Here is a 14,482-nt window from a genome sequence, read left to right on the forward strand (position 1 = left end):
GGGTGTGATCGGTTTTTTGCCGTGCGCGACAACCAGCGCGACACGCCCGACCACGGGGGTCGGGGAGGTTCGGGAAATTCAGCAGGTCAATAGCGATATCGGCTACGAGAACCGGCGTAGGTCACGAGGAAGACGGAGACGCGGTGCCCACCATCCAGCAGCTGGTCCGCAAGGGCCGACAGGACAAGGTCGCAAAGAACAAGACCCCGGCGCTGAAGGGGAGTCCGCAGCGTCGTGGTGTGTGCACGCGTGTCTACACCACTACGCCGAAGAAGCCGAACTCCGCTCTGCGTAAGGTCGCTCGCGTCAAGCTGAGCAGCGGCATCGAGGTCACGGCCTACATCCCCGGCATTGGTCACAACCTCCAGGAGCACAGCATCGTGCTCGTTCGCGGTGGTCGTGTGAAGGACCTGCCGGGCGTCCGCTACCGAATTGTCCGCGGCTCGCTCGACACCCAGGGTGTCCGGGGCCGCAAGCAGGCGCGTAGCCACTACGGCGCCAAGAAGGAGAAGTAAAGATGCCGCGCAAGGGCCCGGCGCCGAAGCGCCAGCTCATCACCGACCCGGTCTACGGCTCGCCGCTCGTCACCGCACTGATCAACAAGGTGCTGCTCGACGGCAAGCGCTCCATCGCCCAGAGCGTCGTCTACGACGCCCTCGAAGGCGCTCGCGAGAAGACCAGCCAGGACCCGCTCGTCGTTCTGAAGCGCGCCCTGGACAACGTCAAGCCCGCGCTCGAGGTCCGCAGCCGCCGTGTCGGTGGCGCGACCTACCAGGTGCCGGTCGAGGTTCGCGCCTCCCGGTCCACCACGCTGGCCCTGCGCTGGCTGGTCTCCTACGCGCGTCAGCGCCGTGAGAAGACCATGACCGAGCGTCTGATGAACGAGCTGGTCGACGCCAGCAACGGTCTCGGCGCGGCCGTCAAGAAGCGTGAGGACACGCACAAGATGGCCGAGTCGAACAAGGCCTTCGCCCACTACCGCTGGTAACCCCGCGGCGATTCGATTCCTTGAGACCGAGGGAAGACGAGCCTCATGGCTGCTAAGACTGCGCTTGACCTGGCCAAGGTCCGCAACATCGGGATTATGGCCCACATCGACGCGGGCAAGACCACCACGACTGAGCGGATCCTCTACTACACCGGTGTGACCCACAAGGTGGGTGAGGTCCACGATGGCGCCGCCACGATGGACTGGATGAAGGAGGAGCAGGAGCGGGGTATCACCATTACCTCGGCTGCTACCACCACCCACTGGGACGACCACACCATCAACATCATCGACACGCCCGGCCACGTCGACTTCACGGTCGAGGTCGAGCGGTCGCTGCGTGTCCTCGACGGTGCCGTCGCGGTGTTCGACGCCAAGGAAGGCGTCGAGCCCCAGTCCGAGCAGGTCTGGCGTCAGGCTGACCGCTATGGCGTTCCGCGTATCTGCTTCGTCAACAAGATGGACAAGATCGGCGCCGAGTTCCAGCGCTGCGTCGACATGTTCCGTGAGCGCCTCGGCGCGAACGCCATGCCGATCCAGCTGCCCATCGGCGCCGAGAGCGACTTCAAGGGCGTCGTCGACCTGGTCCGCATGAAGGCCTACGTCTGGAACGACGAGGCCGCGCTCGGCGAGATGTACGACACGATCGACATCCCCGAGACCCACGCCGACGCCGCCCGCGAGGCCCGCGAGAAGTTCATCGAGGTGCTCGCCGAGGCCGACGACGAGATCATGGAGCTGTACCTGGAGGGGCAGGAGCCCACCCTGGAGCAGGTGGTTCCGGCGATCCGCCGCGCGACCATCGCCGGTACCGCGATCCCGATCGTGTGCGGCACCGCGTTCAAGAACAAGGGCGTCCAGCCCCTGCTCGACGCGGTCACCGCCTACCTCCCCTCGCCCCTGGACGTGGACGCCATCGAGGGCCACGACCCCAAGGACGAGACCGAGGAGACCAAGCTCGCCCGCAAGCCGAGCGTCGACGAGCCGATGTCCGCCCTGGTCTTCAAGATCATGAGCGACCCGCACCTGGGCAAGCTGACCTACGTGCGCATCTACTCCGGCGTCCTCGAGACCGGCACCCAGGTGCTGAACAGTCTCAAGGGCCGCAAGGAGCGGATCGGCAAGATCTACCGCATGCACTCCAACAAGCGTGAGGAGATCGGCGAGGCCGGCGCGGGCGACATCGTCGCGGTCATGGGTCTGAAGGACACCACGACCGGCGAGACGCTGTGCGACCAGTCGGCTCCGATCGTCCTGGAGTCCATGACGTTCCCGGCTCCGGTCATCGAGGTGGCCATCGAGCCCAAGACCAAGAGCGACCAGGAGAAGCTGGGCATCGCGATCCAGCGCCTCGCGGACGAGGACCCCTCGTTCCAGGTCGCCACGGACGACCAGACCGGCCAGACCATCATCTCCGGTATGGGCGAGCTGCACCTCGAGGTCCTCGTCAACCGCATGCGCGACGAGTTCAAGGTCGACGCGAACATCGGCAAGCCCCAGGTGGCCTACCGAGAGACCATTCGCAAGAAGGTCGAAGGCCACGTCTACACCCACAAGAAGCAGACCGGTGGGTCGGGCCAGTTCGCCAAGGTCAAGATCGACGTCGAGCCCCTCGTCGTCGAGAGCGGCGACGCCTCCGGCTACGAGTTCGTCAACGCGGTCACCGGTGGCCGTATCCCACGGGAGTACATCCCGTCGGTCGACGCCGGTGCCCAGGAGGCCGCCGAACTGGGTGTGCTCGCGCACTACCCGCTCGTCGGCGTCAAGGTGACGCTCCAGGACGGTCAGTACCACGAGGTCGACTCCTCGGAGATGGCCTTCAAGACCGCGGGTTCGATGGCCTTCAAGGAGGCCGTCAAGCTCGCCAAGCCGACTCTTCTCGAGCCGGTCATGGCAGTGGAGGTCACCACCCCTGAGGAGTACATGGGTGACGTGATCGGCGACCTGAACTCCCGTCGTGGACAGATCCAGTCCATGGACGAGCGTTCCGGCGTCCGGATCGTCAAGGCCCAGGTGCCCCTCTCCGAAATGTTCGGCTACGTGGGTGACCTGCGCAGCCGTACCCAGGGTCGCGCCAACTACTCGATGGTGTTCGACTCCTACGCGGAGGTTCCGTCCGCTGTCGCCCAAGAAATTGTGGCGAAGGTTCGCGGCGAGTAGCCGCGAACACGTAACCAGCCCGCTCCCCGTCCACGCGGGGGGCGAGCACCAGATAGCTCTGTACGTCTAGGAGACATCCAGTGGCGAAAGCAAAGTTCGAGCGGACTAAGCCGCACGTCAACATCGGCACCATCGGTCACATCGACCACGGCAAGACCACGCTGACCGCGGCCATCACCAAGGTGCTGCACGACGCGTACCCGGACCTGAACCCGTTCACGCCGTTCGAGGACATCGACAACGCTCCCGAGGAGCGCGAGCGCGGTATCACGATCTCCGTCGCCCACGTCGAGTACCAGACCGAGGCGCGTCACTACGCCCACGTCGACTGCCCCGGCCACGCCGACTACGTGAAGAACATGATCACGGGTGCGGCGCAGATGGACGGCGCGATCCTGGTCGTGGCCGCCACCGACGGCCCGATGCCGCAGACCAAGGAGCACGTGCTCCTGGCCCGCCAGGTCGGCGTGCCCTACATCGTCGTGGCCCTGAACAAGTCCGACATGGTGGACGACGAGGAGATCTTCGAGCTCGTCGAGCTCGAGGTCCGTGAGCTCCTCAGCGAGTACGAGTTCCCCGGCGACGACGTCCCCGTCACCAAGGTCTCCGCGCTCAAGGCGCTGGAGGGCGACGAGGAGTGGGGCAAGACCGTCCTGGAGCTCATGAGCACCGTGGACACCTACATCCCCGAGCCCGAGCGTGACACCGACAAGCCGTTCCTCATGCCCATCGAGGACGTCTTCTCGATCACCGGTCGCGGCACCGTCGTCACCGGTCGTATCGAGCGCGGCATCGTCAACGTCAACGAGACCGTCGACATCGTCGGTATCAAGGACGAGAAGCAGACGACCACCGTCACCGGTGTCGAGATGTTCCGCAAGCTGCTCGACCAGGGCCAGGCCGGCGACAACGTCGGGCTGCTCCTGCGCGGCATCAAGCGCGAGGACGTCGAGCGCGGCCAGGTCGTGATCAAGCCGGGCACGACCACCCCGCACACGGAGTTCGAGGCCAACGTCGTCATCCTGTCCAAGGACGAGGGCGGGCGCCACACGCCGTTCTTCAACAACTACCGTCCGCAGTTCTACTTCCGCACCACGGACGTCACGGGCGTCGTGACGCTGCCGGAGGGCACGGAGATGGTCATGCCCGGTGACAACACCGAGATGACCGTCAACCTGATCCAGCCGGTCGCCATGGAAGACGGTCTGCGGTTCGCCATCCGCGAGGGTGGCCGTACCGTGGGCGCCGGTCGCGTCACGAAGATCCTCAAGTAGTACGCATGCCGGGGGCGGCCCCCTGAGGAGCCGCCCCCGGCGTGGTGGGCGGGCCGTGTCCGCACGGCCCACCCACCCACACACAAGACGTCATCGGGCACTGTGACGGTGACGCACCGCAGGGGCAAGCCCTGTTGCGGTTTCTCAAGGGAATAGGGGCTCACGGCCACACGGCGGATTCCGTCAGGCCTGGGCTTCTGTGACCGGGACAGCTCACCGTTACGGACACTGAAGCGAAGGACGAACAGGCCACATGGCGGGACAGAAGATCCGCATTCGGCTAAAGGCCTATGACCACGAGGTCATCGACAGCTCGGCGCGCAAGATCGTCGAGACTGTGACGCGAACTGGCGCACAGGTCGCGGGCCCGGTGCCGCTGCCGACGGAAAAGAACGTTTACTGCGTTATCCGATCGCCGCACAAGTACAAGGACTCGCGCGAGCACTTCGAGATGCGCACCCACAAGCGGCTGATCGACATCATCGACCCCACGCCGAAGACGGTCGACTCGCTCATGCGACTCGACCTGCCGGCTGGTGTTGACATCGAGATCAAGCTTTAAGGACGCACAGACATGGCCACCAAGCAGATCAAGGGAGTTCTGGGCGAAAAGCTCGGCATGACCCAGGTCTTCGACGACACGGGCAAAATGGTGCCCGTGACGGTTCTGAAGGCCGGTCCGTGCGTCGTGAGCCGCATCCGGACTCCGGACACCGACGGCTACTCGGCCGTCCAGCTGGGCTACGGGCAGATCAACCCGCGCAAGGTGAACAAGCCCCTCGGCGACTACCTGCGCAAGAACGACCTGACCCCGCGCCGGCACTACGTCGAGGTCCGCACCACCGACGCCTCCGAGTACACGCTCGGCCAGGAGGTCGCCGCGGACAGCTTCGAGAGCGGCCAGACGGTCGACGTCACGGGCAAGAGCAAGGGCAAGGGCTTCGCGGGTGTGATGAAGCGTCACGGCTTCCGTGGCCTCTCCGCCTCGCACGGTACCCAGCGCAAGCACCGCTCGCCCGGTTCCATCGGCGGCTGCGCCACGCCCGGCCGCGTTTTCAAGGGCATGCGGATGGCAGGGCGCATGGGCAACGTGCGCAAGACCGTCCAGAACCTGACCGTTCACTCCGTGGACGCGGAGAAGGGCCTCATCCTGGTCAAGGGTGCTGTGCCCGGTCCCAACGGCGGTCTGGTGCTCGTCCGCACCGCTGTGAAGGGGGACAAGTAAGCCATGGCCCAGATCGAGGTCAAGAACCCCGAGGGCGCCGCTCAGGGCAGTGTCGAGCTGCCGGAGAGCGTCTTCGCCCAGCAGGTCAGCATTCCGCTCCTGCACCAGGTCGTGAACGCCCAGCTGGCCGCGGGCCGCCAGGGCACGCACTCCACCAAGACCCGCGGCGAGGTTCGCGGCGGTGGCAAGAAGCCCTACCGCCAGAAGGGCACCGGCCGGGCCCGACAGGGCTCCATCCGCGCCCCGCAGTACACCGGCGGTGGCACGGTCCACGGACCGCAGCCGCGCGACTACAGCCAGCGGACCCCGAAGAAGATGAAGGCCGCCGCCCTGCGCGCTGCCCTCTCCGACCGGGCCACGCACGGCCGTATCCACGTCATCAGCCACTTCGTGGCCGAGGACGCGGACAGCAAGCTCACGCAGAACGCTCTGAAGGCGCTCCGCCAGGTCACCGGGTCCGACAAGGTCCTGGTCGTCCTGGCCCGCGACGACGAGCACAACCGGCGCGCCCTGCGCAACCTCGAAGAGGTGCACATCCTCGACGCGGACCAGGTGAACACCTACGACGTCCTCTACTCGGACGACGTGGTCTTCACCGAGGCGGGCTACGCCGAGTTCCTGGCCCACGCGGCCGGCGCCTCCAAGGCCGCTCAGTCCGAGGAGGACGACCAGTGAGGATCGCCGACCACCGGGACATCATCATCGAGCCGGTGATCTCCGAGAAGAGCTACGGGCTCATGGACGAGAACAAGTACACGTTCATCGTCAAGCCCGACGCCAACAAGACCCAGATCAAGATCGCGATCGAGAAGATCTTCGAGGTGAAGGTCACGAGCGTGAACACGATCAACCGGAAGGGCAAGCGCAAGCGGACCCGTTTCGGTTTCGGGAAGCGTCCTGACACGAAGCGCGCGATCGTCGGCCTCGCCGAGGGCGACCGGATCGACATCTTCGGTCGGTGACCTTTCCGGGTCTGACCGCTACACACCAAGCAACACGTAAAGGAATGCGCGAAGAAGATGGGCATTCGTAAGTACAAGCCGACGACACCGGGTCGTCGCGGTTCCAGCGTGAGCGACTTCGTCGAGATCACGCGCTCGGAGCCGGAGAAGTCCCTGGTGCGTCCTCTGCACTCCAAGGGCGGGCGCAACGGCCACGGCCGGATCACGACCCGCCACCAGGGCGGCGGCCACAAGCGCGCCTACCGCGTGATCGACTTCCGTCGTCACGACAAGGACGGCGTGCCGGCCAAGGTCGCTCACATCGAGTACGACCCGAACCGCACCGCTCGCATCGCACTGCTCCACTACGTGGACGGTGAGAAGCGCTACATCCTGGCACCCGCCGGTCTCAAGCAGGGCGACAGGGTCGAGAACGGCCCCCAGTCCGACATCAAGCCCGGCAACTGCCTCCCGCTGCGCAACATCCCCACGGGTACGTTCGTGCACGCGGTCGAGCTGAAGCCGGGTGGTGGCGCCAAGCTGGGCCGCTCCGCCGGTTCCCAGATCCAGCTCCTCGCCAAGGAGGGCCGTTACGCCACGCTGCGTATGCCCTCCGGCGAGATGCGCATGGTGGAGGTCACCTGCCGTGCCACCGTTGGTCAGGTCGGCAACGCCGAGCAGTCCAACATCAACTGGGGCAAGGCCGGTCGTAACCGCTGGAAGGGCAAGCGCCCGACCGTCCGCGGTGTCGTGATGAACCCGGTCGACCACCCGCACGGTGGTGGTGAGGGCAAGACCTCCGGTGGACGACACCCGGTCAGCCCCTGGGGCAAGAAGGAAGGCCGGACCCGGGCCAAGAACAAGGCCAGCGACAAGCTGATCGTGCGGCGTCGGCGTAGCGGTAAGAAGAAGCGGTAAGGAGCACGTCTGATGCCACGTAGCCTTAAGAAGGGTCCCTTCGTCGACGACCACCTCATCAAGAAGGTGGAAGTTCAGAACGAGAAGGGGACCAAGAACGTCATCAAGACGTGGTCCCGGCGGTCCATGATCGTCCCGGAGATGATCGGTCACACGATCGCCGTCCACGATGGCCGCAAGCACGTCCCCGTGTTCGTGTCCGAGTCGATGGTCGGCCACAAGCTCGGTGAGTTCGCTCCCACGCGTACTTTCCGTAGCCACGTCAAGGAAGACCGCCGTAGCCGCCGTTAGCGGTTGCAGCAGGAGAAAGAACCATTTCTCCACGGTGAGTGGAGATGAATTTCCGTGAGCGAGGGAAAAGCGATGGGAACGAGGGCACAGGCACGGTTCGTCCGTGTTACGCCCCGGAAGGCCCGCCGGGTGGTGGACCTTATTCGCGGGTTGCCCGCTGACGAGGCACAGGCGGTGCTCCGGTTCGCGCCCCAGTCGGCGAGCGAGCCTGTTGGCAAGGTGCTGGCTAGTGCCATCGCCAACGCTGAGCACAACGACAAGCTGGACCGCGAGACGCTGGTGGTCGAGGGCGCATGGGTGGACGAGGGTCCGACCCTGAAGCGCATTCGACCGCGAGGCTTCGGCCGCGCCTTCCGGGTGACCAAGCGTACGAGCCACATCACCGTGGTCGTCGCTGAGCGCTCGGGCGCCTCGTCCAAGACGAAGGAAAGGACCCGATAGTGGGGCAGAAGGTAAACCCGCACGGGTTCCGCCTCGGCATCACCACCGACTTCAAGAGCCGCTGGTACGCCGACAAGTCCTACAAGGACTACGTCAAGGAAGACGTTGCGATCCGTCGGATGCTGACCCGCGGCATGGAGCGCGCGGGCATCTCCAAGGTCGAGATCGAGCGCACCCGTGACCGTGTCCGCGTGGACGTCTACACCGCCCGGCCGGGCATCGTCATCGGCCGCCGCGGCGTCGAGGCCGATCGAATCCGGACCGACCTGGAGAAGCTGACCGCCAAGCAGGTTCAGCTCAACGTCTTCGAGGTCAAGAACCCCGAGGTCGACGCGCAGCTCGTCGCCCAGGGCGTCGCCGAGCAGCTGAGCAGCCGTGTGGCCTTCCGCCGCGCGATGCGCAAGGCGATGCAGAGCGCGATGAAGAGCGGTGCCAAGGGCATCCGTATCCAGTGCGGCGGACGCCTGGGCGGGGCTGAGATGTCCCGCTCGGAGTTCTACCGCGAGGGCCGGGTCCCGCTGCACACGCTCCGCGCCGACATCGACTACGGCTTCTTCGAGGCCCGTACGACGTTCGGCCGCATCGGCGTCAAGGTGTGGATCTACAAGGGTGACGCACCCGCGACCCGCGCCGAGCGCGAGGCGGCCCAGGCCGCCCAGCGTTCCGCCGGTGGCGGTGGCGGCGGTGGCGGCGGTCAGCGCCGCGAGCGCCCGCAGCGTCGTCGTCGTGGCGGTGCCGGCGGCGGTCAGCCGCAGAACACCGAGGCCAAGGCTCCGGCCGAGTCCGCGAAGCCCGAGGGGAGCTGACCAGTGCTTATTCCTCGTAAGGTCAAGTACCGCAAGCAGCACCACCCGGATCTGCGCGGTAAGGCCAAGGGTGGAACGACGGTCACTTTCGGCGAGTACGGCATCCAGGCTCTGGAGTCGGCCTACGTCACCAACCGTCAGATCGAGTCCGCTCGTATCGCTATGACGCGTCACATCAAGCGTGGCGGCAAGGTGTGGATCAACATCTTCCCGGACCGTCCGCTGACGAAGAAGCCCGCCGAGGTCCGCATGGGCTCCGGTAAGGGTTCACCCGAGTGGTGGGTCGCGCCGGTCAAGCCCGGTCGCGTGATGTTCGAGCTGTCGGGCGTGCCCGAGGACATCGCCAAGGAGGCGATGCGCCGTGCCATGCACAAGCTCCCGATGAAGTGCAAGTTTGTTAAGCGGGAGGGGGAGTGATGGCGAAGTCCGTGACTGCCCATGAGCTCCGGGACCAGTCCGTCGAGGACCTGGTCGCCAAGCTCAAGGAAGCCAAGGAAGAGCTCTTCAACCTCCGCTTCCAGGCCGCCACCGGCCAGCTCGACAACCACAGCCGGCTGCGTACCGTCAAGCGCGAGATCGCGCGGATCTACACGGTCATGCGTGAGCACGAGCTGGGCATCGCCCCGCTGTCTGGTGAGTCGGCTGAGGAGACGAAGGAAGCAGCCGAATGAGTGAGAACCAGACCGCGACCCGCAACTACCGCAAGGTGCGCGAGGGCTACGTCGTCAGCGACAAGATGGACAAGACCGTCGTTGTCGAGGTCGAGGACCGCATCAAGCACGCCATGTACGGCAAGGTCATCCGTAGGACGACCAAGTACAAGGCGCACGACGAGGCGAACTCCTGTGGCGTCGGCGACCGGGTCCGAGTGATGGAGACCCGGCCGCTCTCCGCGACGAAGCGTTGGCGCGTCGTGGAGATCCTGGAGAAGGCTAAGTAACCCCAGCCTGCGTTTGGCGGCCGACACGCGTTGTCGGCCGCCAGCGCGAGGGGTGAGACCACCTAGCCGTGCGGCAGTGGACCGCACGCATCACATCAGGAGCAGACGTGATTCAGCAGGAGTCGCGACTCAAGGTCGCCGACAACACGGGTGCCAAGGAGATCCTCACCATCCGTGTTCTCGGTGGCTCGGGTCGGCGCTACGCCGGGATCGGCGACACGATCGTCGCCACGGTGAAGGACGCCCTGCCTGGCGCTGGAGTCAAGAAGGGCGACGTCGTCAAGGCCGTTGTCGTGCGCACCGTCAAGGAGCGCCGCCGGCCCGACGGCTCCTACATCCGCTTCGATGAGAACGCTGCCGTGCTCATCAAGGACGGTGGGGACCCGCGAGGCACCCGCATCTTCGGCCCGGTGGGCCGCGAGCTGCGTGACAAGAAGTACATGCGCATCATTTCGCTGGCGCCGGAGGTGCTCTGAGCGATGAAGATCAAAACTGGCGACGAGGTCATCGTCCTCGCCGGCAAGGACAAGGGTGCCACCGGCAAGGTCGTCAAGGCCCTGCCGAAGGAAGACCGTGTCGTCGTCGAGGGCGTCAACCTGGTCAAGAAGCACAGGAAGGCGAACCCGGCGGGCGGCCAGCAGGGCGAGGTCGTCACGAAGGAGGCCCCGATCCACGTGAGCAACATCGCGCTCGCCGAGGACGGCAAGCCCTCCCGGGTCGGCTACCGCTTCGAGGACGACGGAACCAAGGTTCGCGTCTCCCGTCGCACCGGTAAGGACATCTGATGACGGTTACCAACGACATCACGGCCCCTCCGATGCCGCGGCTCAAGGAGAAGTACCGTAACGAGATCGTCGCTGCCCTCAAGGAGGAGCACGACATCGCCAACATCATGCAGGTCCCCGGTCTCACGAAGATCGTGGTCAACATGGGTGTCGGCGAGGCGGCTCGTGACGCGAAGCTGATCCAGGGCGCGATCGCCGACATCTCGGCGATCACCGGCCAGAAGCCTCGGATCAACCGGGCCAAGAACTCCATCGCGCAGTTCAAGCTGCGCGAGGGCCAGCCGATCGGCGCCAGCGTCACGCTGCGCGGCGACCGGATGTGGGAGTTCCTCGACCGGCTGCTCTCGCTGGCTCTGCCCCGTATCCGGGACTTCCGCGGCCTTTCCCCGAAGCAGTTCGACGGGAACGGCAACTACACCTTCGGTCTGACCGAGCAGGTCATGTTCCACGAGGTGGACCCGGACAAGGTCGACCGGCAGCGTGGGATGGACATCACGGTTGTCACCACGGCCACGACCGACGAACAGGGCCGCAGCCTGCTCAAGCGGCTCGGTTTCCCGTTCAAGGAAGCCTGAGGGGTAAGCACACATGGCTAAGAAGTCCCTGATCGCCAAGGCGCAGCGGAAGCCGAAGTTCAGCGTCCGCGCGTATACTCGATGCTCTCGGTGCGGCCGTCCGCGCGCCGTCTACCGGAAGTTCGGCCTCTGCCGCATCTGCTTCCGCGAGATGGCGCACCGCGGCGAGCTGCCCGGTATCACCAAGTCGAGCTGGTAGTTTCCGGCGGGGCCGACCAGGCGCTCACTCCCTGAGGAGGGCGCACTGGGTTCGGCCCCCCGAACCGCCACCCCCTTGGTGGCTCGACAAGTGTCCGTGACCGCCCGACGCGGTCAGCGGTCCAGCAACATCCAACCATCAGGGCACGGCAGTCCCGCGAGGGACAGCGGTGCCCACGACCACGCCGTAGGTCCGTTTGTGCACCTCCACGGGGAGACCCGTGGGAGGGCAGGCTCTGGGAAAGCCCGCACTCGGAAACCGCGGTGAGGAAGGGCCAGTCGGCCATGACGATGACCGACCCGATCGCAGACATGCTCACGCGTCTGCGTAACGCGAATTCGGCTTACCACGACACCGTGGCGATGCCGTATTCCAAGATCAAGGCGCACATCGCCGAGATCCTCCAGCAGGAGGGCTTCATTCAGGGCCACCGGACCGAGGAGGCCCCTGTGGGCAAGAGCCTCGTCCTGGACCTGAAGTACGGCCCCACCCGAGAGCGTTCGATCGCGGGCATCCGCCGGGTCTCCAAGCCCGGTCTGCGGGTGTACGCCAAGAAGGAGAACCTCCCGCGCGTGCTGGGTGGCCTCGGTGTGGCGATCATTTCGACGTCCGGTGGCCTGATGACTGACAAGCAGGCCAAGAAGCGCGGCGTGGGCGGCGAAGTCCTCGCCTACGTCTGGTAGAGGGAGAGACTGAAGCATGTCGCGAATCGGTCGACTGCCGCTCTCGGTCCCCAAGGGCGTCGAAGTCACGATTAACGGGCAAGACGTCACTGTCAAGGGGCCGAAGGGCGAACTGAAGCACACCGTCGCCGAGCCGATCACCGTCTCCTTCGAGGACGGGGTCGTCACGGTTGCGCGTCCCGACGACAAGCCGGAGAACCGGTCGCTGCACGGTCTGACCCGTGCACTGGTCGCGAACCTCACCGAGGGTGTCTCCAAGGGCTACACGAAGACGCTGGAGATCCACGGCGTGGGTTACCGCGTCCAGGCCCGCGGCTCCAACCTGGAGTTCTCGCTGGGCTACAGCCACCCCGTCGTGGTCGAGCCCCCGCAGGGCATCACCTTCCGCGTGGAGAAGCCGACGATCCTCCACGTGGAGGGCATCGACAAGCAGCTGGTGGGCCAGGTCGCCGCGAACATCCGCAGCCTGCGCAAGCCGGACCCGTACAAGGCCAAGGGCGTGCGGTACCAGGGCGAGCACATCCGCCGCAAGGCCGGAAAGGCTGGTAAGTAGCCATGGGTATCACCGTGCGCAAGCGGACCTCCAAGAGCGCGACCTCCCGTGCGCGCCGCCAGTTCCGCGTCCGCAAGAAGGTCGTGGGCACCGCCGAGCGTCCGCGTCTGGCCGTGTTCCGGTCCTCCAAGCACATCGTCGCGCAGGTCATCGACGACACCAGGGGTCACACCCTGGTCGCCGCCTCCAGCGTCGAGGCCGACCTGCGCGGTGCCGAGGGCACCAAGTCCGACAAGTCCGCCAAGGTCGGTCAGCTCATCGCTGAGCGCGCCAAGGCCGCTGGGGTCTCCGCCGTGGTGTTCGACCGCGGCGGCAACCAGTACGCCGGCCGTATCGCCAAGCTCGCCGACGCGGCGCGCGAGGGCGGGCTGGAGTTCTAGCGATGACCTCTGTACTGGGCAAGATCAACCACGAGAAGAGGAACCACTGATGGCTGCAGCACCGCGGCGCGGCGCCGGTGGCGAGCGGCGTGATCGCCGTGACGATCGCCGCGGCGGCGCCGCAGACAAGGGTGTCTCCTACATCGAGAAGGTCGTGACCATCAACCGGGTCGCGAAGGTCGTCAAGGGCGGCCGTCGCTTCTCCTTCACCGCTCTCGTCGTCGTCGGTGACGGCAACGGGATGGTCGGTGTCGGTTACGGCAAGGCCAAGGAAGTTCCGGCCGCGATCGCCAAGGGTGTCGAGGAGGCGAAGAAGAACTTCTTCCGCGTCCCCCGCATCCAGGGCACCATCGTGCACCGGGTCCAGGGCGAGGACGCCGCTGGCGTCGTCCTGCTCCGTCCGGCCGCTCCGGGTACCGGCGTCATCGCCGGCGGCCCCGTGCGCGCCGTGCTGGAGTGCGCCGGCATCCACGACATCCTGAGCAAGTCGCTCGGGTCGTCCAACCCGCTGAACATCGTGCACGCCACCGTGGCGGCTCTCAAGGGGCTCAACCAGCCCGAGGAGATCGCCGCCCGCCGTGGCCTGCCGATCGAGGACGTCGCCCCGGCCGCCATGCTGCGTGCTCGTGCTGAGGCGAAGGCAGGAGCCTGACCATGGCCAAGCTCAAGATCACGCAGACCCGCTCCAAGATCGGCGGCAAGGTGAAGCAGCACGCTGCTCTCCAGTCGCTCGGCCTGGGCCGGATCGGCAAGTCCACCGTCCGTGAGGACCGCCCTGAGGTTCGCGGGCAGATCACGATCGTCGCGCACCTCGTCTCTGTCGAGGAGGTTGCCGAATGAGCGACTACAACCCCGACGAGCTGCTCAAGCTGCACCACCTGCGGCCCGCCCCGGGCGCCAACAAGGCCAAGACCCGCAAGGGCCGCGGCGAGGCGTCCAAGGGCAAGACCGCGGGCCGGGGCACCAAGGGCACCAAGGCTCGTAACACCGTCCGTCCCGGCTTCGAGGGCGGGCAGATGCCCCTCATCCGCCGGGTGCCGAAGCTCAAGGGCTTCAGCAACGCGCGGTTCAAGACGACCTACCAGGTCGTCAACCTGGACAAGCTGAGCGAGCTGTTCCCCGAGGGTGGCGAGGTCACCGTCGAGGCCCTGGTCGCCAAGGGCGCGGTTCGCAAGAACCAGCTCGTCAAGGTTCTGGGCACCGGTGAGATCACCGTCGCCGTGCAGGTGAGCGCGAACGCGTTCTCCGCCTCGGCGAAGGAGAAGATCGCCGCTGCCGGTGGCTCCGTCACCGAGCTGTAGGGGTCTACCCCGAAATGCGCAA

At 66.1% G+C, this 14,482-nt stretch carries 25 protein-coding genes; all 25 read left to right on the plus strand.

From position 1 onward, the window contains the following. Window positions 1-143: 143 nt before the first annotated feature. The gene (gene rpsL / locus ABZ234_RS09040; RefSeq protein WP_014912437.1) at window positions 144-515 is read left to right on the plus strand and encodes a 30S ribosomal protein S12; all 372 of its coding nucleotides are present in this window, start codon (window positions 144-146) and stop codon (window positions 513-515) included. Window positions 516-517: 2 nt separating this feature from the next. After that, window positions 518-988: a 30S ribosomal protein S7 gene (gene rpsG, locus ABZ234_RS09045; protein WP_267946694.1), complete on the plus strand. Its 471-nt coding sequence runs from the start codon at window positions 518-520 to the stop codon at window positions 986-988. Window positions 989-1,033: 45 nt separating this feature from the next. Then, window positions 1,034-3,148, plus strand: a complete 2,115-nt coding sequence (fusA, locus tag ABZ234_RS09050; protein ID WP_267946693.1) for an elongation factor G — start codon at window positions 1,034-1,036, stop codon at window positions 3,146-3,148. A gap of 80 nt (window positions 3,149-3,228) precedes the next feature. Beyond that, entirely contained in the window at window positions 3,229-4,422 is a 1,194-nt protein-coding gene (tuf, locus tag ABZ234_RS09055) for an elongation factor Tu (protein WP_355011651.1), read from the plus strand. A gap of 253 nt (window positions 4,423-4,675) precedes the next feature. Continuing rightward, entirely contained in the window at window positions 4,676-4,984 is a 309-nt protein-coding gene (gene rpsJ / locus ABZ234_RS09060) for a 30S ribosomal protein S10 (RefSeq protein WP_013156110.1), read from the plus strand. 12 nt (window positions 4,985-4,996) lie between these two features. After that, complete coding sequence (gene rplC / locus ABZ234_RS09065) at window positions 4,997-5,647, plus strand: 50S ribosomal protein L3 (protein ID WP_267946691.1); 651 nt, start codon at window positions 4,997-4,999, stop codon at window positions 5,645-5,647. A 3-nt stretch (window positions 5,648-5,650) separates the two neighbouring features. Further along, window positions 5,651-6,322 carry a 50S ribosomal protein L4 gene (gene rplD, locus ABZ234_RS09070; protein WP_267946690.1) on the plus strand — a complete coding sequence of 224 codons (672 nt, stop codon included), beginning with the start codon at window positions 5,651-5,653 and terminating at the stop codon, window positions 6,320-6,322. Beyond that, window positions 6,319-6,609, plus strand: a complete 291-nt coding sequence (gene rplW, locus ABZ234_RS09075) for a 50S ribosomal protein L23 (protein WP_267946689.1) — start codon at window positions 6,319-6,321, stop codon at window positions 6,607-6,609. The genes rplD and rplW overlap by 4 nt, the downstream gene beginning before the upstream one ends. A 57-nt stretch (window positions 6,610-6,666) precedes the next feature. Beyond that, complete coding sequence (rplB, locus tag ABZ234_RS09080; RefSeq protein ID WP_267946688.1) at window positions 6,667-7,506, plus strand: 50S ribosomal protein L2; 840 nt, start codon at window positions 6,667-6,669, stop codon at window positions 7,504-7,506. Between the two features lie 12 nt (window positions 7,507-7,518). Continuing rightward, window positions 7,519-7,797: a 30S ribosomal protein S19 gene (gene rpsS / locus ABZ234_RS09085; protein WP_053616300.1), complete on the plus strand. Its 279-nt coding sequence runs from the start codon at window positions 7,519-7,521 to the stop codon at window positions 7,795-7,797. 72 nt (window positions 7,798-7,869) lie between these two features. Further along, a complete protein-coding gene (gene rplV, locus ABZ234_RS09090) occupies window positions 7,870-8,238 on the plus strand; it encodes a 50S ribosomal protein L22 (RefSeq protein WP_267950527.1) in 369 nt (122 codons plus the stop codon). Continuing rightward, entirely contained in the window at window positions 8,238-9,044 is an 807-nt protein-coding gene (rpsC, locus tag ABZ234_RS09095) for a 30S ribosomal protein S3 (protein ID WP_267946687.1), read from the plus strand. The genes rplV and rpsC overlap by 1 nt, the downstream gene beginning before the upstream one ends. 3 nt (window positions 9,045-9,047) lie before the next feature. Next, window positions 9,048-9,461, plus strand: a complete 414-nt coding sequence (rplP, locus tag ABZ234_RS09100) for a 50S ribosomal protein L16 (RefSeq protein ID WP_267946686.1) — start codon at window positions 9,048-9,050, stop codon at window positions 9,459-9,461. After that, window positions 9,461-9,715, plus strand: coding sequence for a 50S ribosomal protein L29 (gene rpmC, locus ABZ234_RS09105; protein ID WP_267946685.1), 255 nt, complete (start codon window positions 9,461-9,463; stop codon window positions 9,713-9,715). The genes rplP and rpmC overlap by 1 nt, the downstream gene beginning before the upstream one ends. Continuing rightward, the gene (gene rpsQ, locus ABZ234_RS09110) at window positions 9,712-9,984 is read left to right on the plus strand and encodes a 30S ribosomal protein S17 (protein ID WP_267946684.1); all 273 of its coding nucleotides are present in this window, start codon (window positions 9,712-9,714) and stop codon (window positions 9,982-9,984) included. Before rpmC ends, rpsQ begins: the two co-directional genes overlap by 4 nt. 107 nt (window positions 9,985-10,091) lie before the next feature. Then, on the plus strand, window positions 10,092-10,460 hold the full coding sequence (gene rplN / locus ABZ234_RS09115; RefSeq protein WP_013156121.1) for a 50S ribosomal protein L14: 369 nt from the start codon (window positions 10,092-10,094) through the stop codon (window positions 10,458-10,460). 3 nt (window positions 10,461-10,463) lie between these two features. Beyond that, complete coding sequence (gene rplX / locus ABZ234_RS09120) at window positions 10,464-10,769, plus strand: 50S ribosomal protein L24 (protein ID WP_267946683.1); 306 nt, start codon at window positions 10,464-10,466, stop codon at window positions 10,767-10,769. Further along, window positions 10,769-11,344 carry a 50S ribosomal protein L5 gene (rplE, locus tag ABZ234_RS09125; protein WP_267946682.1) on the plus strand — a complete coding sequence of 192 codons (576 nt, stop codon included), beginning with the start codon at window positions 10,769-10,771 and terminating at the stop codon, window positions 11,342-11,344. Before rplX ends, rplE begins: the two co-directional genes overlap by 1 nt. Before the next feature lie 13 nt (window positions 11,345-11,357). Continuing rightward, window positions 11,358-11,543, plus strand: a complete 186-nt coding sequence (locus ABZ234_RS09130; protein WP_267946681.1) for a type Z 30S ribosomal protein S14 — start codon at window positions 11,358-11,360, stop codon at window positions 11,541-11,543. Between the two features lie 284 nt (window positions 11,544-11,827). Beyond that, entirely contained in the window at window positions 11,828-12,226 is a 399-nt protein-coding gene (rpsH, locus tag ABZ234_RS09135) for a 30S ribosomal protein S8 (protein WP_267946680.1), read from the plus strand. A 16-nt stretch (window positions 12,227-12,242) separates the two neighbouring features. Continuing rightward, on the plus strand, window positions 12,243-12,779 hold the full coding sequence (gene rplF / locus ABZ234_RS09140; protein ID WP_267946679.1) for a 50S ribosomal protein L6: 537 nt from the start codon (window positions 12,243-12,245) through the stop codon (window positions 12,777-12,779). A gap of 2 nt (window positions 12,780-12,781) precedes the next feature. Then, window positions 12,782-13,159 carry a 50S ribosomal protein L18 gene (gene rplR / locus ABZ234_RS09145; RefSeq protein ID WP_267946678.1) on the plus strand — a complete coding sequence of 126 codons (378 nt, stop codon included), beginning with the start codon at window positions 12,782-12,784 and terminating at the stop codon, window positions 13,157-13,159. Window positions 13,160-13,208: 49 nt separating this feature from the next. Continuing rightward, a complete protein-coding gene (rpsE, locus tag ABZ234_RS09150) occupies window positions 13,209-13,811 on the plus strand; it encodes a 30S ribosomal protein S5 (RefSeq protein ID WP_267946677.1) in 603 nt (200 codons plus the stop codon). A gap of 2 nt (window positions 13,812-13,813) precedes the next feature. Next, window positions 13,814-13,999 (plus strand): 50S ribosomal protein L30, encoded by a 186-nt coding sequence (gene rpmD / locus ABZ234_RS09155; protein WP_013156129.1) that lies wholly within the window; start codon window positions 13,814-13,816, stop codon window positions 13,997-13,999. After that, window positions 13,996-14,460, plus strand: a complete 465-nt coding sequence (rplO, locus tag ABZ234_RS09160; protein WP_267946676.1) for a 50S ribosomal protein L15 — start codon at window positions 13,996-13,998, stop codon at window positions 14,458-14,460. The genes rpmD and rplO overlap by 4 nt, the downstream gene beginning before the upstream one ends. Window positions 14,461-14,482: the final 22 nt, after the last annotated feature.

The organism is Nocardiopsis sp. NPDC006198, from assembly GCF_040613895.1.
GTDB lineage: Bacteria > Actinomycetota > Actinomycetes > Streptosporangiales > Streptosporangiaceae > Nocardiopsis > Nocardiopsis tropica.